12 protein-coding genes are annotated in these 20569 nt (G+C 44.5%); 3 read left to right on the top strand and 9 right to left on the bottom strand.

Annotated elements, in window-relative coordinates:
• Positions 1-6 precede the first annotated feature (6 nt).
• From MKX41_RS29475 to MKX41_RS29455, 5 genes are all read right to left on the bottom strand, one after another.
• The gene (locus tag MKX41_RS29475) at positions 7-795 is read right to left on the bottom strand and encodes an ABC transporter permease (RefSeq protein ID WP_042185240.1); all 789 of its coding nucleotides are present in this window, start codon (positions 793-795) and stop codon (positions 7-9) included.
• Positions 788-1699, bottom strand: a complete 912-nt coding sequence (locus tag MKX41_RS29470) for an ABC transporter ATP-binding protein (RefSeq protein ID WP_256721606.1) — start codon at positions 1697-1699, stop codon at positions 788-790. Before MKX41_RS29470 ends, MKX41_RS29475 begins: the two co-directional genes overlap by 8 nt.
• Before the next feature lie 218 nt (positions 1700-1917).
• Positions 1918-6513: a glutamate synthase large subunit gene (gene gltB / locus MKX41_RS29465; protein WP_340974311.1), complete on the bottom strand. Its 4596-nt coding sequence runs from the start codon at positions 6511-6513 to the stop codon at positions 1918-1920.
• Between the two features lie 365 nt (positions 6514-6878).
• Complete coding sequence (locus tag MKX41_RS29460; protein ID WP_042185237.1) at positions 6879-9233, bottom strand: YhgE/Pip domain-containing protein; 2355 nt, start codon at positions 9231-9233, stop codon at positions 6879-6881.
• 203 nt (positions 9234-9436) lie between these two features.
• A complete protein-coding gene (locus tag MKX41_RS29455) occupies positions 9437-10012 on the bottom strand; it encodes a TetR/AcrR family transcriptional regulator (RefSeq protein ID WP_179085738.1) in 576 nt (191 codons plus the stop codon).
• A gap of 267 nt (positions 10013-10279) precedes the next feature.
• Here MKX41_RS29455 and MKX41_RS29450 point away from each other — a divergent pair, with 267 nt between their 5' ends.
• Positions 10280-11467 carry an MGDG synthase family glycosyltransferase gene (locus tag MKX41_RS29450; RefSeq protein WP_340974308.1) on the top strand — a complete coding sequence of 396 codons (1188 nt, stop codon included), beginning with the start codon at positions 10280-10282 and terminating at the stop codon, positions 11465-11467.
• 70 nt (positions 11468-11537) lie between these two features.
• On the opposite strand, the gene MKX41_RS29445 is transcribed toward MKX41_RS29450, so the two are convergent.
• The 3 genes from MKX41_RS29445 to thpR form a co-directional block, all read right to left on the bottom strand.
• Complete coding sequence (locus tag MKX41_RS29445) at positions 11538-12221, bottom strand: metal-dependent hydrolase (protein ID WP_339245178.1); 684 nt, start codon at positions 12219-12221, stop codon at positions 11538-11540.
• 74 nt (positions 12222-12295) lie between these two features.
• Complete coding sequence (locus MKX41_RS29440) at positions 12296-13186, bottom strand: cell wall hydrolase (protein WP_076283914.1); 891 nt, start codon at positions 13184-13186, stop codon at positions 12296-12298.
• Positions 13187-13263: 77 nt separating this feature from the next.
• Positions 13264-13866 carry an RNA 2',3'-cyclic phosphodiesterase gene (thpR, locus tag MKX41_RS29435; protein ID WP_339269029.1) on the bottom strand — a complete coding sequence of 201 codons (603 nt, stop codon included), beginning with the start codon at positions 13864-13866 and terminating at the stop codon, positions 13264-13266.
• A gap of 88 nt (positions 13867-13954) precedes the next feature.
• On the opposite strand from thpR, the gene MKX41_RS29430 reads away from it, so the two are divergent.
• Together MKX41_RS29430 and MKX41_RS29425 are read left to right on the top strand one after the other, a co-directional pair.
• Entirely contained in the window at positions 13955-14911 is a 957-nt protein-coding gene (locus tag MKX41_RS29430) for a D-2-hydroxyacid dehydrogenase (protein WP_340974307.1), read from the top strand.
• Between the two features lie 78 nt (positions 14912-14989).
• Positions 14990-15394 (top strand): GrpB family protein, encoded by a 405-nt coding sequence (locus MKX41_RS29425; protein WP_340974306.1) that lies wholly within the window; start codon positions 14990-14992, stop codon positions 15392-15394.
• Between the two features lie 85 nt (positions 15395-15479).
• On the opposite strand, the gene MKX41_RS29420 is transcribed toward MKX41_RS29425, so the two are convergent.
• Positions 15480-20276, bottom strand: a complete 4797-nt coding sequence (locus MKX41_RS29420) for a glycosyl hydrolase (protein WP_340974305.1) — start codon at positions 20274-20276, stop codon at positions 15480-15482.
• Positions 20277-20569 lie beyond the last annotated feature (293 nt).

Below are 20569 nucleotides of genomic sequence, written 5' to 3'. Positions count from 1 at the left end.
CTATTTTTATCCAGCAACGTCCCGTTTACGGAAGACAAACCAGGAAACTGCTAAGAATATAACATAATACACTGCCAGCACAGCAATGGAGAAGCCTAGTGTAGCACCACCTGGACCAATATCAGATCCCATGTAGACCCTTAGATCCATATGAGTGAAAATTAAATATCTGGCCCATTCGAACACATCCGGATTAAGCAAAGCAGCGAAAATACCTTGGGCAAACATGATAAACATAGATAACCCTATCGCCAATCCACTTGCACGGAATACGGAAGAGATCATAAAAGCAAGCGTAACCGTCAAGAAAAGAGTGACATAGCGGCATAGGAGATCTATAAAGGAATACTCAGCAGGACTCCAAGCTGTAATCGAAGACAGTGTGTCTCCAGTTGGTGAGGCGAAAATAAACGATGAAGCTAAACCAAAAACAATCAATACTGCAGTACAAAGCAAGCTAAACAACACAATGCTAATGTATTTCGAGAGCAAGATCTGGGAACGGCTCCACGGGCGAATCAGCAGCATTTTGATGGTTCCCCAGGTAAATTCGCCCGCTACGGAGTCAGCGGCTATAACAACAACGAAGATCGTATTCAGGAAGAATACAACACTCACTATCATTTGGAAGCTGTCCCAAACGCCTAAGCGCGATGCAGGGTTATCCGTTGTGAAATACATAAGAGCCGGAAGAAACGCACTAAACACTGCTAGAATAATCAGCATAATCCATGTGCGAGCACGACTATATATCTTGATGTTCTCATTATGTATCAACGCTGTAAAATTACTCAATTCCTTCACCTCCTGTAACCTCTAAGAATTGATCCTCTAGCGTACGGGCAAGTGATTTGATACTGTACACTTTAATCCCACCAGCCACTAGTCTGGCATTAAACTCAGCAATTTCTTCACGTGCGGCCTCAACTACAAGCCCACCGCTCTTTAATGTTCCTTGTCCAATGAGAGCAAGTGCAGCTTCGGCATCGTCAACCTCAAACAAGGTTTCTCCGATAGGCATTGTAACATTGCCTACCTCTTTTAGCTGTTTTACCTCAAGCAGTTGCCCATTCTGAATAATGGCTACACTATCACACATGAGCTCCATTTCGGAAAGTAAATGGCTAGAGACAAATACGGTTGTTCCTTCTTCACGACAGAGTAGGCGCAGATAGTCACGAAGCTCACGTATGCCTTGTGGATCAAGCCCATTGGTTGGCTCATCTAGAACCAGTAGCTTTGGTCGGTTTAGTAGCGCCTGAGCTACTCCAAGTCTCTGACGCATACCTAGGGAATAAGTCTTCACTTTGTCATGAATTCTTTGACCAAGCCCGACCAGCTCCACAACCTCATCAATCCGTTGCTTACTGACTCCCGGTACCATCCGTGCAAATTGTCTAAGATTCTGATACCCGGACAGAAACTTGTACATTTCAGGATTCTCAACAATAGCCCCAACACTTGCAATAGCCTCTTTATAATTATTTTTAATACTATGACCACTAATCAGGACATCCCCACTACTAATGGAAATTAATCCCACCATCATTCGTATTGTTGTCGTCTTCCCTGCTCCGTTTGGTCCCAAAAACCCGAATATTTGACCCGGTGGGATATCCAGCGTTAAATCGCTCACCAGCGTCTTAGAGCCTATTTTCTTGGTAACTCCCTGCAGACGGGCAACAGGTTCAGACAGTATTTCTGTATTTGACACAGTATCACTCCCTTTCATTTACAAACAAGTTTACCATACCGTTTTTTTCAGAAAATTACAAAAAAGAAACAGTCTAACGTTGTTTAGACCGAGGATTCGATTCGATTTGAACAAAAAGGGACCTGGCCTCCCGCAAACGAAAGAGTCCAAGTCCCTTATATCTCTTCATTCAATATTACCTGTTTTTTTCAGAATGCAGGTATTTAGCCACCTACACGTGCAAGCTCCCGCATATTCGCTTCAAATGCGGCCATCAAAGCAGCCTCGCCGGTCAATCCGGTTTGCTCCACTTTGCGAATCTGCTCCATCATCCGTTTGTAATCCTTCGGAATGACACGAACAAACTTCGGCAAGCTATCTGCCCACTGATCCAATACCCGCGCTCCCGCCTTACTGCCTGTAAGCTCTACATGACGGCTAATCAGCTCGCGCAGCTCTTCGATCTCTTCTGGCTCTTCCACTCTCTCGAGAAGTACCATCTCGAGATTGCAGCGGCCGATGAAGGATCTCTCTGGATCGTAAACATAAGCGATACCACCTGACATCCCTGCCGCAAAGTTACGGCCTGTTTCACCAAGAACAACCACACGGCCTCCAGTCATGTATTCACAACCGTGGTCACCCACACCTTCTACAACAACCTTCGCTCCAGAATTACGAACGGCAAAGCGTTCACCGGCGATACCGTTGATATAAGCTTCTCCAGCTGTTGCTCCGTAGAATGCAGTATTTCCGATAATGATATTGTCCTCAGCTGCAAAGGTAGCTTTTGGAGATGGTTTGATAATAATCTTACCACCCGACAGTCCCTTACCAACGTAGTCATTGGAATCGCCTTCCACCGTAAGTGTGATCCCCTTAGGAACGAATGCACCCAAGCTTTGACCAGCAGAACCGGTGAAATGAAGACGAATTGTATCATCAGGCAAGCCGGCTGCCCCGTATTTACGTGTCAGCTCGCTACCAAGAATGGTTCCAACGGCACGATTAACGTTCGTAATCGGTAACGATGCTTCTACAGCCGTTCCAGATTCCAGTGCAGATGCAGCCAGATCCAGCAGTTTAGAGACATCAAGCGTCTCTTCCAGACCATGATTCTGACGTTTACTGCAGAAGCGTGTGCTTCCCTCTGGCATTTCCGGTACATGCAGCAGACTACTCAAATCTACGCCCTTCTTCTTCCAATGCTGCGAAGCTTGAGCAGCGTCTAAGCAATCTGTACGGCCAACCATCTCTTGAATCGTACGGAAGCCAAGACTCGCCATAATTTCGCGTAAATCCTGTGCCACAAAGGTCATAAAGTTAACTACATGCTGTGGATCACCCGTAAAGTTCTTACGAAGATCTGGATTTTGTGTCGCTACACCAACCGGACAAGTATCCATTTGGCAGACACGCATCATGATACAACCCACAGCTACTAACGGAGCAGTAGCGAAACCATACTCTTCAGCACCCAGTAATACAGCTACGGCTAGATCGCGTCCGCTAAGCATTTTTCCGTCTGTTTCCAGTACAACGCGGTCACGCAGATTGTTCAGCATCAACGTCTGATGCGTTTCGGCCAAGCCAAGTTCCCATGGAAGACCTGCATGACGAATGGAGTTCATCGGAGATGCACCTGTCCCCCCGTCATAGCCACTTACCAGGATAATATCAGCGCGCCCTTTGGCTACGCCAGCAGCAATCGTACCTACTCCGACTTCAGAGACGAGCTTAACATTAATGTTTGCACGTGGATTGGCATTCTTCAGATCGTAGATCAGCTCTGCCAAATCCTCAATCGAATAAATATCATGATGCGGCGGAGGTGAAATCAAGCCCACACCAGCTGTTGAACCGCGCACTTCAGCCACCCATGGATAAACTTTACGTCCTGGAAGCTGTCCGCCTTCCCCTGGTTTAGCACCCTGAGCCATCTTAATCTGGATCTCATCAGCGTTAACAAGGTAGTTAGATGTAACTCCAAAACGTCCGGAAGCTACTTGTTTAATCGCACTGCGACGGGAATCGCCGTTGCTGTCCGGGATATAGCGGGCTGGATCTTCTCCGCCCTCACCAGTATTACTCTTACCACCGATCCGGTTCATTGCAATAGCGAGGGTCTCATGCGCTTCCTTACTAATGGAACCAAAGGACATCGCACCCGTCTTGAACCGTTTCATAATGGACTCCACTGGCTCTACTTCTTCTAATGGAATCGGTTCATAAGCTGACTTGAACTGTAATAAGGAACGAATCGTCAGATGCTTCTCACTTTCACCTTGAACAAGTGCAGCATATTTCTTGTACATCTTATAATCTCCACTACGCACGGAGTGCTGAAGCAGATGAATGGTCTGTGGGTTGAACAAATGATCTTCCCCATCGTTTCGCCATTGATAATCACCACCGGAATCAAGCACTTTATCATTTCCGTCTTTTTCCGTGAAAGCACGGTTATGATGGATAAGTGCCTCGGTTGCTACTTCCTCCAGACCAATACCGCCAATGCGGGAAGGTGTCCAAGTAAAGTAACGATCCACGAATTCCGAGTTCAGACCCACAGCTTCAAAGATCTGCGCGCCCCGGTAGGATTGAATAGTCGAAATCCCCATTTTGGAAAGAATCTTAACTACGCTCTTAGTCGCAGCTTTAATATAGTTCTTCACAGCCTTCTCATGCGAGATTCCCCGCAGTAAGCCTTGGCCGATCATATCATCCAAGCTTTCAAAGGCCAGATACGGATTGACTGCACTCACACCATAACCAAGCAGAAGTGCATAATGATGGACTTCACGAGGTTCACCGGATTCAAGCAAAATACTAACTTTTGTCCGTGTTCCTTGCCGGATCAGATGGTGATGCAAGCTCGATACCGCAAGTAGAGCAGGAATCGCAGCATTCTCACGGTCCACACCGCGGTCCGTCAGAATCAGAATGTTATGACCTTTAGCCATAACGCGATCAGCAGCCTCGTTCATACGCTCAAGTGCGATACGCATTCCTTCTGCTCCGAGCTCAGCTGGGAAAAGAATCGGAATAGACATCGACTTGAAGCCTGCACGACGAACATGACGAATTTTAGCAAAGTCTTCATTCGAAAGAATCGGTGTGTGCAGCGAGATTTGGCGACAGCTTTCTGGTTCTGGTTTAAGCAAGTTACGCTCTGGTCCAATTGTAGTCGTAGTAGAGGTAACCAGCTCTTCGCGAATAGCATCGATTGGTGGATTCGTTACCTGAGCAAACATTTGTTTGAAATAGTTATATAGACGCTGCGGACGGTCTGAAAGCACAGCGAGCGGCGCATCATAACCCATGGAACCTACAGCTTCAGCGCCAGTAGATGCCATTGGTTCAAGCACCTTGCGCAAGTCCTCAAAAGTATAGCCGAACGCTTGCTGCAGCTGCTGCACATTGTCATGCTTAGGATTTGGTAGCTCAGGCGCATCTGGAAGCTCTTCGAGACTAATCAAATGCTCATCCAGCCATTGGCGGTAAGGCTTCTCAGTCGCGATAGCCGATTTGACTTCCTCATCGGAGATAATACGGCCTTCCTTCGTATCCACGAGCAGCATGCGTCCAGGCTTCAGGCGGTCTTTATATAAGATGTCCTCTGCTGGAATGTCCAGTACACCCGCTTCGGAGGATAGAATAATCATGTCGTCCTTTGTTACATAATAACGAGCAGGTCGCAAGCCGTTACGGTCCAGAATAGCGCCGATTTGCACACCATCTGTAAAGCCCATTGCAGCAGGTCCGTCCCATGGCTCCATCAAAGTGCTGTGGTATTCGTAAAAAGCTTTCTTGTCGGCGTCCATACTGTCATGATTGCTCCATGGTTCAGGAACCATCATCATGGCTACTTGTGTCAAGGAGCGTCCGCTCAAATAAAGAAACTCAAAGGTATTATCGAACATTGCAGTGTCCGATCCATCCGGGTTTATAACAGGTTTGATCTTACTCAGATCTTCGCCGAACACTTCACTCTTGAACAGCGACTGGCGAGCATGCATCCAGTTCACATTTCCGCGCAAGGTATTGATCTCACCATTGTGGATCATAAAGCGGTAGGGATGCGCACGTTCCCAGCTTGGGAAGGTATTCGTACTGAAACGGGAGTGAACTAACGCGATTGCTGATTCCAGCTCTTCGTTCTGCAAATCCAGGTAGAATTGTCCGACTTGTTCTGTAGTCAGCATGCCTTTGTACACGATCTTACGACATGACAAGCTTGGGATATAGAAGGCTTCAGCCTCTTCTACACCACCGTAGCGAATCGCAAGCTCTGCACGTTTGCGGATGACATAAAGCTTACGCTCAAAAGACAATTCGTTCGTAACCGAGGCCGAGCGACCGATAAACACTTGGCGCACAAAAGGCTTTGCAGCCTTCGCAGTTTTGCCAAGCATTTCATCATAGGTAGGTACATCACGATAGCCGAGTACTTCCTGACCTTCTTCAGCAATAATTTTGCTTAAGAGAGCCTCATGTTGAGCCCGAACTTTCTCGTTATGAGATAGAAAAATCATACCTACGCCATAATGGCCTTGTTCCGGCAAAGCAAAGCCAAGCTTCTGGGCTTCACTAGCAAAGAAACGGTGCGGAATTTGAAGCATGATACCTGCTCCGTCACCAGAGTTGGGTTCGCTACCTTGTCCGCCACGATGCTCCATATTAAAGAGCATTGTTAAAGCGTTACTAACAATATCATGGGACGGTTTGCCTTTAATATGGGCTACAAATCCCATGCCGCAAGCATCTTTTTCGAACTGGGGATCATACAGGCCCTGTTTTCCGGGCAGTTCAGTGTGTCTCATCGAACGCAACCTTTCTATTATAAAGTATGGCGTAATCTTTGGAAAATTTTTCAGATTAAAATTTTAATAATTATTCAAGCCAGATTAGTGCTATTATTTTATCACCGGGGTGACAACAGCGCAATTTAAACTTTTTTATGATGCTGATTAACATTTCTTTTTGCGACACAGCTTTAGTGGACAAAAGTTTAAAAAAACTCATCTATGTATAATTATGCATAAATGACGCATAAGAACTTATGCAATGAAAGCGTTTCAAGAATTTTCATCACCCTTGAATGTTTGCAAGAAAAAGGGTTCTATGATTTAAACTCAAAAAAAAAGCGCCTCCCGGAGGAGACGCTTTTTAATTACTTTTTTTCAAATTATACAGTCATAGCTTGTTCACTGTTCATTCCAGCTTCATTGTCCCGACTGCGGGTCATGAAGTAAGCGAAAGTAAGAGCAAGGAACCCAAGACCGAAGATTGCAAGAACACCTACGTCACTCCACATTGCACTGAAGTCCCCTGTAGAAATTACTGATTTAAGACCACTAACTGTGTAAGTCATAGGAAGCAGTGGGTTAAAGAATTTCATCCAGTTCGGGATCAATTCAAGTGGGAATGTTCCGGCACTAGTTGTTAATTGGAAAATAAGAATAACGATAACAACAAAACGTCCCGGTTGATCCAACCAAGTAACAATGGATTGAACTACCCATGTGTAAACTAGACTAGTCAAGAATGTAAATAGGAAGAATAGCGGTACACTTTGTACTTCTAGTCCAAGTCCGTACAATACAACCACAGCAGCCAGCATAGACTGGATAAAGCTCATGATTGAGAACGTAAGCGTACGGCTGATAAAACGATTCATACGGCTTGCGCCTATTACAGCTGATTCACGCATTGGAATAACAATTGTAGAAATCAGTGCACCTACGAACAAACCAAGAGATAAGAAGTAAGGAGCAAACCCTGTTCCGTAGTTTGGTACATGATTTACAACTTGATCCTCAATCACAACCGGTTGTGCGAACATTTCCATCATTTTATCTGACTTATTCACGCTGCCTGTTTTTTCAGCAGCATCGCTAAGCTTAGTTGCCAGTTCTGTTGATCCAGATTTCAGATCATCCATACCATCTTTCAGCTCGCCTGCACCGTCAGCCAGTTTTTTCGAACCATCTGCTACAGCACTGATACCGGAACCTAGTTCGCCTACACCACTTAGCAGTTTTGAGGTACCATCGCCAAGCGCTTTACCGCCTTCAGCCAGCTTGCTGCCTCCAGCTGCAGCTTCTTTAAGCTTCGCACCAAATTGTTGCATCCCTGCATTCAGCTTATTGCCACCTGTTACAAGTGCAGATGCGCCTTGTGCCAGTTTTTGCTGTCCTGTCAAAAGCTGTGTGCTACCAGCATTTAATTGCTGTGCTCCATCATGCAACTGAGTTACACCAGCAGCTACCTGCTGTGAACCTGAGTGCAGTTGAGTTGCACCTTGTGCCAGTTGCTCTTGCCCACTGTGGAGTGCAGTAGCACCCTGTGCCAGCTGCTCTTGACTTTGTTGCAGTTGCTCACTACCTTGTGCAACAGCTGCACTAGCTGCTAGGAGCTTCTGTACGGCCGGATTCTGTGCCAACTCAGGACTAGCCTGTGCCAATTGCTGCAAGCCTTGAGCGACCGCTTTAGCGCCCTCAGTAACCTTTGTGCTACCTTCTGCGGAAGCCTGCAAGCCTGCCTCTAGCTTCGCGCTGCCATCCACGGAAGAGGTTAGACCTGCTTCCAGCTTCGCGCTGCCGTCAACTAAAGATTGTGTTCCTGCTTGTAATTTAGTAGTACCATCTACAGCAGACTTCGTACCTGCTTGAAGCTGTGTGGCACCTGTTACAGCTTGCTTCAAGCCGTCACTAAGCTGTTTACTGCCGGCAGCGCTTTGTGCAACGCCATCTTGAAGCTGTGTATGAGCAGCCGACAATTGTTGCAAACCGCCTGCCAAAGTGCTAGAACCCGTTTGAATTGCAGTAGCACCTGAATTTAAATCAGACACACCTTTAGTAAGTGGTTCTACACCATTTTGAAGTTTACCTGTACCATCTGTCAGTACAAGAAGATTATCTTTCAGCTTCAAGGCTCCGTCATCTAGCTTACCAGCGCCATCTGCGATCTTGGAAGCTCCATCTCCCGCCTCGCCCAATCCATCAGAAACTTCTGTAATCTGATTGAATACAGACTCCACATAAGCCTCTGTTACCTTAGCGGATACTTTAGATTTAATTTCTGATACAGCCGTTCCACCGATCTGTCCGGCCAGGAAGTTGTAGCCTTCATTTGGCTCATAAATAATTTTTGCCGGTTGTGGTTCATCATCCAAAAGCGTTGTTGCTTTAGCAGAGAAGTCTTCTGGAACAATAATCGCCATATAATAGGTATTGTCCTTCATTCCTGCTTGCGCTTCTTCTAGTGAAACAAAGTTCCATTGAAAGCCATCGGTTACCTTAAGCTCCTCAACCAGATCATCTCCGGCCTGAAGTTGTTTTCCTTCATAATTAGCACCGACGTCTTGGTTGACCACAGCAACCGGTAACTCATTCATCTTGCCATACGGATCCCAGAATGCCTTTAGGAAGAATCCGCTATACATCACCGGAATAAATAGGATGGCAATCATCGGAATCAGCACCTTTGGATTTCTCAGTGCTGCGCCAAGATCCTTGGTAAATACGGATAATGATTTCATTCTGGTTCTCTCCTTATGAGCTTATGCTCTCTTTAAAATGCTTTGTTTGCGAAATATTACGTAACACTAGGTGACCGTTTTCCCCATTCGGTCAATTTAGGGGATAAAAAAACGCCTTTCGGCTCTTCTTCAATGCCTAAAACAGCTTGGAAATTGTTAAGGGAAAGCAATCTAATCACGCCATCCCTATCCTGAATCAACGCTTACTGTGCCAGTCCTTCGGCGAGAAACAAATGAAAGTACATCTTGATCTGTTCCTTGTCCAAGGGAGTATGTGTTTTATTCAGTTCAGCAGTCAATACAATATATAGCCTGAACATGACTACAGATACGATTTTAGGATCGCAAGGTTTGATTTCTCCCTTTTCAAGGGCTTGTTGCACCTCCCGTTCTAAATATTCTAAAACTAAGTTCTCGATCTTCTCGAGCCCTTCTCCTGCCTGCGGCGTTCCGAATTCGCGACTCTCCTGGGAAAGCTTGATGAATAGCTCCTGCTCACTTCGAAATTCCAGCAGGGCATCCAGCACACGATGCAGGTTATCAAAGAAAGGTCTGTCTCGCCTGATCTCGCGATCAGCAATCATCTTCATTTCTACCATCATATCGCGCAGGATCTCATCAAACAATTGCTCTTTGTTTGTAAAAAAGGTGTAGATGGTTCCTTTCCCGACATTTGCGATCTTAGCAACCTGATCCATGGTAGTCGCCTTATATCCGAATAATGAAAATGATTTTGCTGCGGCCTGAAGCACCTGCTGTCTTCGATCCACCACTGCCACCTGTGCCCACTTCCTTTCTCCAGAAAATATCATTACCGCTGACTATCTGACCACTTTACTAATCCGGTCAATTGGTCATTCATTACTTTAACATGTAGCTTTGCAGTTTGCAATACTTTAGAAAATCTTTTATTTTTTTATTTATTGCAGGGTTTTAACTTTCTATTTACGTCTTATTTGTATAATGTGAGTAGAGAACAGTTTTCCCTCATCTATTTAAGAAGAAATTCCGCATTTCTATTGAAAAGGAAAGTAGCAGGTGAACTTATGCGAAAGAAAAGAGTACTGCTGTTTTCGGAAGGCTTCGGTACGGGCCACACAGGAGCAGCCTATGCTCTGGCCGAAGGAATAAAGCTGCTGAATCCGGATGTCCAGTGCCGAGTCATCGAGCTAGGTAAATTTCTTAACCCGATGGTCGCCCCATGGATTCTTTCCGCTTACCGAAAAACAGTTAGCAGCCAGCCTAAGCTGGTCGGCATGATGTATAAGACACAATATCATAAATCATTGAACCCGTTGACTAAGATGGCACTTCACCGGATTTTTTATACACATGCCTCTCAAGTGATCGAACAGCTAAAGCCTGATTTGATTATTTGCACACACCCCATTCCGGCCGCTGTCATTTCCAGACTAAAGCGTCGTGGATTGGAGGTTCCGCTGTATACGTTAATTACAGATTATGATGCACATGGTAGCTGGGTAAATTCCGAGGTCAATCGATATCTCGTCTCTACCCCACGCGTCAAATCAATTCTAACAGGCCGAGGGATTGCTCCTGAGCTTGTAACGGTCACAGGCATTCCTGTGCATCCGAAGTTCTGGGAACGATCCAACAAGACGCTGCTCCGCAAGGAACTAGGTCTAGCCGATATCCCTACTGTTCTCATAATGGGTGGAGGCTGGGGACTTATGTTCGGCAAAGAGATTATGAATTCACTCACAGCCAGAATGGATAACATCCAACTCATCTTCTGTATGGGCAGTAACGAGAAGCTTATAGCCAAAATGAAGTCCAATCCAAGGCTTAATCATCCTAACGTCAGGATTCTTGGATACACCAGTGAAATCAATAAACTGATGGATGCTTCCGACCTTCTAATCACAAAGCCTGGCGGTATGACCTGTACCGAAGGTCAGGCTAAGGGAATTCCAATGCTCTTCTATAAAGCTATTCCAGGTCAGGAAGAGAAAAACTGCCAATATTTCGTAGAGCTAGGACTAGCAGAGGTACTTGACTGTGAGGTAGTGAACAAATGGTTCTCTATGATGCTTCGTGAGTATTCTGTTCTCGAAGAGCAGCGTAAACTCCGTCTAGCCCCTGATAAACATCAACCGCAAAGTTGCGCGACTACCGTTCTGCAGATGTTAGGCAACCCCGCAGACAAAACAGCTGATATCAGAGGAGCAAGATCTCAAGCCCGAGGCGAAGAGCCTGTGTGCATTACACCATAAAGAAAAGCAGGTAGCCAGGGAAATTCCCGGCTATCTGCTTTTTTTTGTATAGACATGTAATCAGGATTTATTAAATTTCTATACTTTCACCAGCTTTAAGCGGGAATCCCTCTATCCCCTCTTGTCGCAGACGATTACAGAAATCCATAGCATCCTGAGCAATATCCGGAAATGTATTGTAATGAAGTGGTATGACCTTGTCCGCTTGAAGCCAGCGCGCAGCAAGGAGCGCATCATCCGGTCCCATGGTCAGCATATCGCCAATTGGCAGAGCCGCCAAATCAATCGCAGTTCTTTCACCAATCAGACGCAGATCGCTGAATAGTGCGGTATCACCTGCATGGAATAACGTCTTCCCCTCAATCGTCAATAAAATACCTGCGGGTTGTCCAGCATAAATCCAAACGTCGCCTTCCTGAATCGATGAGGAATGAAACGCCTGAGTATATTTAACGGTAATAGCATCATAAATATGACTGCCGCCTATATTCATATGTTTAACCTTGGCACCCTTCATTCGGCAGTATTCTGCAAGCTCAAAAACAGCAAAGATCGGACAATCATTCTGTTTGGCAATTTGCACAGCATCACCTAAATGATCCGAGTGACCGTGAGTCAGCAGGACAGCATCTACAGTAATGTCATCAGGTGAAATACCGGAGTTCGGATTTCCTGACAAAAAAGGGTCAATAATAACTTTCGCTTGCTCTGTTTCTACCAGCAGCGCTGAGTGTCCGTAATAAGTGATCTTCATGACAATTCTTCCACCTCCAGGGTTATATAGTCTAGTTTACCCTATAAATAGCTGAGGTTCACAGATAAGGTCAATTATTTATAAAACGTATGATTACCAATGGTCTTCACATACTCCTGCGAATGATGTACGGTAAGATCCTGCGCAAGCTTAAGCGATAGGAAAAAATAAGTACTATCGGGAACTTCCTTCACCCCAGAGAGCGCCGCGTTCACCGCTTTAATACTATCATCATTAGGCTTGACACGTTTAAGACGCCCGTTAGCTACAGGACTGAATTGATGCTTTTGATAAATGACCTTATATATCGTGTCGGGGAAATTGGCTGACCGTAGCCTATTCAGAACAACGTTGGCAACTGCCACCTTGCCCTGGTACGGTTCACCTTCCGCCTCTGCCATTACAATTTTTTGTAGCAGAAGCAGTTCTTCTTCGGATACTGCGTAGCGCCGGGTTGCTTTACTTTGCTGCTCCTGGCTTAATAGCTCGGTCCGAGAGAAGTATAATGTTGTGAGGGGATTTTTCTGAGATGCCGAGACTGTCTTAACTACAGTCTGAGCGCTCTTTTTCGCTGTCGCTTTCTGCGCAGCTGAATTAGATTGTGCTACATCAGCCTTTACCCGAACTATGGAAGCCTGCGATGTATTTTGTGGCTTTATTTTATTCTTACTAAGCCATTCTACACTCTGCTCTGGTTTCCAAGTGGAACTGAACAGGTTGACTGTGCTGTAAAGCTTATTCGTTTGTGAAACTTTTGTAGTGCCCCTCGTCTTACTAGATTTTGATTCTTCTTGCAAATAATTAATTACCGATGCTCGGCTGGTGGATTGCAGCTTATCCATCTGCAGATTATCTATTTTCCCCTCGGCAACCTGATTAGGCTGCATTAAGCTTATGGCAGAGAAACACACTAGTATAACGCCAACAAGCAACGCGATACAGCGGTTTTGTTTAAAGATTAACATGATATTCCTCCTATTTCACGGCACATTCCTATTGTATGTAACCGAAAACGGAAGCTTTGAAAACTTAAATACCGATTTTAAAATGTAATATTTTCAATCATTTCATACATAGGAATGGCATACATTCTGGTAGCATACAACACAAAACTATCAATCGTCCAGTCTCTATGAAAGATTTTTGATCTTTTTTCATCATCCAATTTCAGTAAATTTTCCAGCAATTTATCATCAAATGAAATTTTTCCAAGGTACTTTCGAGCCACTGTGAGATGTGGTTTGTACTCCCTGGATTCGGCCGAAAAACCTAAAGGAAGTGTAGCAGTGTGTACTCTCGCAGCCAGTAAATTCAGCTCTTCTAGTTCGCCAGAAACCCCTACCCATAAAACTTTTGGAGCCTTTGGCAGACCAAATGTATTCCATTTGTCTAAGGATAGTTTGAAGGGGCTGCATTGCTCTGACATCTGCTTCAACGACATGATTAAATCCGGGATTTTCGTCTTTGGGGTGTCTCCTAAAAATTGCAGGGTAATATGATAATCCTCTGGATGAGTCCATTTTGCAAAATGAAACTTTTGAGATAGGTTAGAGCACTCTTCCGCCACAACTTGCCCAAGTTCTGAGGGTAATTTCACAGCAATAAATAATCGTTCTGAATCTTTATCCGACACGTTAGCATCCATATCAATTTCACCTTCTCCTATAGATTTGGTATCCTTATCCTATAACATTATCCATTTCCATCAAACCTTAGAGCAGGAGGAATACATCATGACTAAGTCCATAGTATGTCTACAACCACTTACAGTCGAGCAACAAGAAAGGATCAAAGCATCAGCCCCCGGTTATACATTCATACAAGGTGACGGCAAAAATCCGGATTTACAGCTGCTAGCTGATGCTGAAATCGTAATCGGCTGGGCTAAAGGCATCGCCGATACGCTTCTTCGTCCAGATTCGCCCCTTCGCTGGGTCCAATCCTGGTCTGCTGGAATTGAGAAGCTCCCGTTAGAGCGTTTTAAGGAACGTGGAATCCTATTGACTAGTGGGAGCGGAGTGCATGCCGAGCCTATTTCTGCGGTAATCTTTGGCTTCATGCTTCTCTTCACACGTAATTTGCATACAGCCGTTCGCAATCAGATGAACCGCTACTGGAATTCTGACGGAAGTGAGAGTGAATTGTTCGGAAAGACAGCCGTTATTGTTGGAACTGGAGCCATCGGCAGCGAAACTGCCAGAATCGCTAAAGCTTTCCGGATGAAGACGATCGGAGTAAGCCGCTCAGGCAAGCCACTCGCTGATTTTGATCAAGTATATACCACTGACCATCTGCCAGAAGCTGTGAGCCAAGGCGACTTCATCATCAATATTCTCCCTATCACCGATGAAACTAAGCAATTATTTAATACTGCAATCTTCTCTGCCTTTAAACAAGGCTCCTATTACATAAACGTTGGACGTGGAGCAACTACTGATACTGAGGCTCTAATCCACGCACTGAATCGCGGTCAGCTTCGTGGTGCGGGATTGGATGTATTCGAAACCGAACCCCTCCCGCAGGATCATCCACTTTGGACTATGGAGCAGGTAGTCATCACTCCTCATTCTGCTGGCATAACCGATCAATACGCTAATCGAATCGTAAATATTTTTACCGAAAATATAAATTCCTATTTATCTACTGGCACTCCATCCCTAAATCTCGTTGATTATGCCCGCCAATATTAAATTTAGCATTTGATTATTAAGAACACTTGTTCTATAATAAAAAAATCCAGGAATCAAACATAAAGAGAGGTTAGCGAAATGGATGTTACTGTCACACAATACAATGAGGAATGGAATCTTATCTTCCAAGAAGAATCTCGTAAGATTAAAGAGATCTTCGCTGATGCACTTATTGATATTCACCATATTGGCAGCACTTCTGTTCCTGGGCTAAAAGCTAAACCAATCATTGATATGATGCCTGTTGTACGAAATATCGAAGTCATTGATGACTTCAACGCGCAAATGACAGAGCTCGGTTACGAATGTATGGGCGAGTTCGGTATGAGTGGCGAGGCAGCAGAACAATACGGTAATCTAAAAGAGGATCTTGCGAATCAATTTCCGAAGGACATTGAAGCTTATATGGATGGGAAAGAAGCATTTGTCACCGAACTAGAAAGAACAGTGCTTGAATACTATTCAACTTTATCTATAAACTGATCATACAAAATAGTCCCTGCATATCTATTAGGCAATCCTAATGGACATGCAGGGACCCTTATTTCATACCTGGATCGCAGCGCGCTTAATTAGAAGCTATGATCTCGTCAATATAAGCTGTAGCGGTTCCAGCCGTAGAAGGTGTAACAAACTGAATGCCAATGGCATCTACTTTCTTCAAATTCTCAGGCGATAGAATGGAATTGTTGCTGAGATCAATCGTGAACTCCGTGAATCCATCCTGAGCAGCTATCTTCGCACCCGAATCTACCCATACTGCATAGCCACCTAATTGAAGAAACAGCTTCGCTTGAACATCAGGCTGGTCAGAGACGATTCTAACTTTAGCAGTAAGCTTGGAGAATGAGCTCAGATCAAGTGCAGCTACTTTTGATGCTGCTATAAAAGGATCTTTATCCTCTCCATTCCATGCGAAATCAAGCTTCAAAGATTGATTACCTTCAGCATATACATCAGAAGATACTGTGGCTGTACCAGAATTGATAGCCCAACCGTCATTCCCCGTCTCGAAGCCATAGTGAACATCCGGGACAGCTTTCTCCAGAGATACTTCCTTCAAATAAAGCTTCGCAGTTCCTCCATCATTGGAAACATCCTCAATTTTAATCCCAATCGTCTTTACAGCAGCCAAATCTACGCCCACCCCTGCTGCTGCAGTAGGCAGTGAAATAGATAAGGTCGTATAACCCTTAGAATCTACAGGCACAGGATCACCGCTGTCGCTCCATTTCCAGTCCGCACCTGTCTTGATGAATAGACGCGCTTTAGCTGCACCACTCGAGAGCTTAACCTTAGCGCTGATCGTATCCAGCCCTGTAATATTCAGTTTCTCAGGATTAATAGCAAGTTCAAAGGATTCTTTGGAGCTGCCATTTGTATCATTGCCAGTATTAATCAAATCAAATTGTACACTTGCCGCTTCTTCATTGGTATCAAATACTGGAGGTTGAGCGTTGGCAGACGAACCGTTTGTTGTAGCCCATCCTGCAATATCAGCTTCTGTAGCGAAGGTGTATAACACGCCAGGCGCATGTCCCTGCGAACCTCCATTTCCTTCTTCCGACATATCCGGAAGTGTCCCGTCATAGACCGCTTGAATATCGTCAAAGTAGAGCGAACCTTCGTGGCTCTGTCCGTCCATCGCATTCACATACAAATTAAAGCTCTGAACTTGCTTCAATCTTTCCTGTGTAAGCTCTCCGGCTTTTCCCCAGCTCATCTCCGTCAAATTCTTCAAACTTAATACTATTTTACCGTTCTTGTCTGGATTAATGACCGGATAGGCTTCGAAATATCCTCCATCAACGACAAGCTGCACCACTAGCTTAAGCGGCTCACCTTTCTCAGCATAAGCGTTGTCTCCATCGGAAGCTACCCACATACTGAGTGCATTATAGTCGGACCAGTCCAGCGAACCCAGACTTTTACCTACTCCGGTATAACCTGCATTATTAATCGTATAGTGCAGTTTCATTCCGTAATCCCCAGATGCCTTATGCTCGGAGCTTAAAGATACGCTCACGTCATCTCCGCCAGCCTTAGGATATTTGGCTATCAGTGCTTCATCACTTGAGCCATAAGATTCAAAATTATCTACCAGTGCTTTGTCAGCAACAGGTGCAGTATACGTATTATAAAGACCGATATTATCTACATAGATTGGCAATTCACCTTGCACTTCCAAACCACTGCCAACCAGAGATATCGCTAGACCAGTGGCTTCGGTTGATTTAGCGGCATTATCCAGAACAATCGAAACATCAAATTTATAATACTGTGATCCACCCACGTTAACTTTCTCAAGATCGGACAAAGATTTATAGGATGAGTCCATGCCATACTTTGTATCCCAATCTGGTGGCAACTGAATCACACTGCGTACCGCAGCATTGTTTGCCTCATTCTGAGCAGCCTCCGGAATTAACACGGAGAACTTCAGACGTGTAACTTGAGACAGTTCCACTCCATCCAGTGCAAGATCATTCAATTGCAGCTTCAGTTCCTGCCAAGTATCCTCAGCAGACAGCCCTTCAGTAATGTTAATAACTAGCTTACCGTCAGCATCTAGTGACGCATGCTGCAAGACCGTCTTGATCGTCTCTGCGTTATTGGCGAGCCCTGACCAAGTACCATTGTTTTGGATTTGCTCCAAATCCTTGTCAGTATCAAAATTAAGTACCTTTATTGGCGCTTCATTGATTTTTAAGAATACAGAATTAGTCTGTGTAAGTGTAGCATCTCCAGTTCCATATGCCCTCACTGTAATCTCTGCTGAACTGCCATTCAGACTAGCGTCTGGCTGCCATGAAGCGCTATAGTAACCGTCCGCACCGAGCGTCATTTCCACCTCTACTCCAGAATCACCCACAGTATAAGTCACTTTGCTAGGCACTGCATTTAATACCTTGGCCCGAATGACGGTTACGGCATCTGTTATTGTACTGATATTATTCGGAGTTACAATGTGGAGGAAAGGTTTCTTTCCTGCCACTTCAACCTCGAGATTGTACTTATTATCATCTTTCACATCGCTCGCAAAAGCCGTGAAATCATCTTTATAGAAATTCACAAAATCAGGAAGCAACTCATGATCTGCTTTGTTAGGAACATTCTTATAAGGAACATACAGATTATTACCTTCACCAAAGTTCGCCCAAGTCAGCATATAAGATATTTTTGCCGCATCAGGGTCAGCCTTGATCGCATTCAATACTTTAGTGAACCATTCCAGCTCATTATTGCCTGTTGTTTTCATACCAGCAGCACTATAACCATACTCAGATAGGGTAACAATCTTACCTTTGTCTTGAGCAAGCTGAGAAATCATCTTAAGGTCTTTAACAAGACCACTGAGGAAAGCCTCCGAACCCGCATTCTCCTTGTTGTCATACTGATCCATTCCAAGAATATCAACAAATTGATCACCTGGATAAGTCGTTAAATATTCACTTTCATTTCCATTAAAAGATCCGTTTGGTGAGAATACATAAAGGAAGTTATGAACGCCTTTAACATCACGTAGGTATTCAACTGTATATCTGTACAGTTCCGCGTATTCACTCTTTGTCGTTGTAGCCGCACCCCACCAGAACCAACCTCCATTTTGTTCGTGGAAAGGACGGAACAGAACTGGAATCAGGTTGCCATCGTCATCCTTAAGATTGTTCGCAAAATCAGAGATGCGATCCAGATATTTATTAAACTCTCCATTCTTATCTCCGCCCGGCAAAATACGTGATACTACCGAGCGCGTTGCTCCTTTGGAATTCCCTGTATCGTTAAAGCTTCCACCCGTAACAAAATTGTACGGATGTGTACTTAGCGTTACAATACCACCCAAATCATAAGCCTGCTTCATGGCAGCAGATAATCCTAATCTACTCGCTTCATAATCTCCGCTAACTCCAGGAGGATTCTCATATCCATCTAAACTAAGGGTGTCCCAACCAAAAACCCCAGGATAATCACCAGTGGAGCTGTATACGTCAGAAATAACATTTCCGTTCTTATCCTTTCCGGCAAAAGAGACGGTAGTATCATGCTGATGACCGAACATAACTTGTTTACCGCTCATGCTATCCAGATAAGCAAATAACGATTTGGTAGCAGCCGATGCATCTACGTCAACGATATGAACCCCAGCTTCTGGTGTTGCCGTTGGAGCAGCCGTTGCTGTAGGTTCCGGAGTAGCCGTCGGTACTGGCGTTGCTGTAGGCTCTACACTAGTTCCACCTGAGCCCCCAGGCGCCGGTGTGCTTGTTCCCTGTCCTACAAGAACTCCATCCTTCACAGTGTATGTTCCTTCTACTATAGTCACTCCATTTAAGACTACAGAGGAAGCACTTACTACAAGCTTGCTAATGGTACCTTTTGTTGTAATCAACGTTCCCGTTGCACCGTTACCAATCACAAGCTGATCGATTGTAGAACCTGAGCCTACTTCTATAATAGAAGCACTATCAATAGTCAGTTGAGTGATGACCATACGGTCCTCTATAACGACCCGAACTTTTCCTTCAGGACGATTCACTTTTACAGCAGCCAATTTAGAATTTTTTAAATGAATCGAATGCTCGCCACCACCAGATATAAGTACATTACCTTGTACTTTTACATTCTCCAAGACACCCTCACCATCACCAATACCGGAGGTAAAATAAAGGTTGCCTGATGCAGCTACATTCTTTAGTTCAACCCCACTTTGGTTAATGACAATATTCCCATGGATATCTCCCCCAGTGAATGTACCGGCTGTGTTGTAGTAGCCGCTAATCAATCTGTCAACGATAGTGACTACCTCCGCTCTTGTAATTGGGTCGTTCGGACGAAATGTACCATCTGGATATCCGGATAGAATTCCACTCAATGCTAGGGTAGCCTCTTTAGCGTAAGCGCTGATGGATGCTTGGTCTGTAAAGGCACTCGCTTTAGTGCCTGGCTCCAGTGAAAAAACAGAAGCAATTAATGTTGCAGCATCTTGACGAGTTACTTCAGTATCCGCTTTCGCTTTATTATCAGGAAAACCTTTGTAATAGCCAGCTTGCTTTGCTATAGATAAAGCGCTTGCATACCAAGCTTTAGCAGGTACATCCGAGAATGACATTTCCGAAAGAGTGCTAAATCCAAATAGCTTATTAATAATACTTACAAGCTCAGCACGCGTTACTTTATGATCCGGCTTAAAAGAGCCGTCCGGATAACCTTGAATAACACCATTACCCTGCCACTTCTCTACACTTTCTCCAGCCCAGTGCGCCTTGAGGTTTTCATTTGTTTTTCCGTTAGCTAGCGCAGGCACAGCCATTGTAACGAGCATTACTGCTGTAAGAAATAGAGCAAAGCTTTTTTTGAACCTCTTCATTCGTTTTACCCTCCCGTTTTGTAAAGGTTTTCATTATTACTCAAGCAGAAGATTCGACTTCTTTATCAACCACCTCCCCATTTATTACCAATAACAATTTAGTTATTATATTAGCACCAAAATAGCATACAAACAATAACTTATTTTTATAAATAGCTATTTTGTTATAATAAACACTGAATATCAGGGTTAAGAAACATAAATATAGTCGAATTAATAATAACAAAATACTAACAAAATATTCCCCGTTCTATAAAAAACAAACAAAAGGCCAGTCTCCAATGGATTGGAGG

The sequence above is a fragment of the Paenibacillus sp. FSL R5-0475 genome (assembly GCF_038004585.1).
In the GTDB taxonomy this organism is placed as follows: Bacteria; Bacillota; Bacilli; order Paenibacillales; family Paenibacillaceae; genus Paenibacillus_AQ.
This window is presented reverse-complemented; position numbering and strand designations above follow the sequence as displayed.

Coding starts and splice junctions, on each gene's coding strand:
- gltB (WP_340974311.1), bottom strand. CDS start 6,513: ATGAGACACACTGAACTGCCCGGAAAACAGGGCCTGTATGATCCCCAG.
- MKX41_RS29460 (WP_042185237.1), bottom strand. CDS start 9,233: ATGAAATCATTATCCGTATTTACCAAGGATCTTGGCGCAGCACTGAGA.
- MKX41_RS29450 (WP_340974308.1), top strand. CDS start 10,280: ATGCGAAAGAAAAGAGTACTGCTGTTTTCGGAAGGCTTCGGTACGGGC.
- MKX41_RS29445 (WP_339245178.1), bottom strand. CDS start 12,221: ATGAAGATCACTTATTACGGACACTCAGCGCTGCTGGTAGAAACAGAG.
- MKX41_RS29440 (WP_076283914.1), bottom strand. CDS start 13,186: ATGTTAATCTTTAAACAAAACCGCTGTATCGCGTTGCTTGTTGGCGTT.
- thpR (WP_339269029.1), bottom strand. CDS start 13,866: ATGGATGCTAACGTGTCGGATAAAGATTCAGAACGATTATTTATTGCT.
- MKX41_RS29430 (WP_340974307.1), top strand. CDS start 13,955: ATGACTAAGTCCATAGTATGTCTACAACCACTTACAGTCGAGCAACAA.
- MKX41_RS29425 (WP_340974306.1), top strand. CDS start 14,990: ATGGATGTTACTGTCACACAATACAATGAGGAATGGAATCTTATCTTC.
- MKX41_RS29420 (WP_340974305.1), bottom strand. CDS start 20,276: ATGAAGAGGTTCAAAAAAAGCTTTGCTCTATTTCTTACAGCAGTAATG.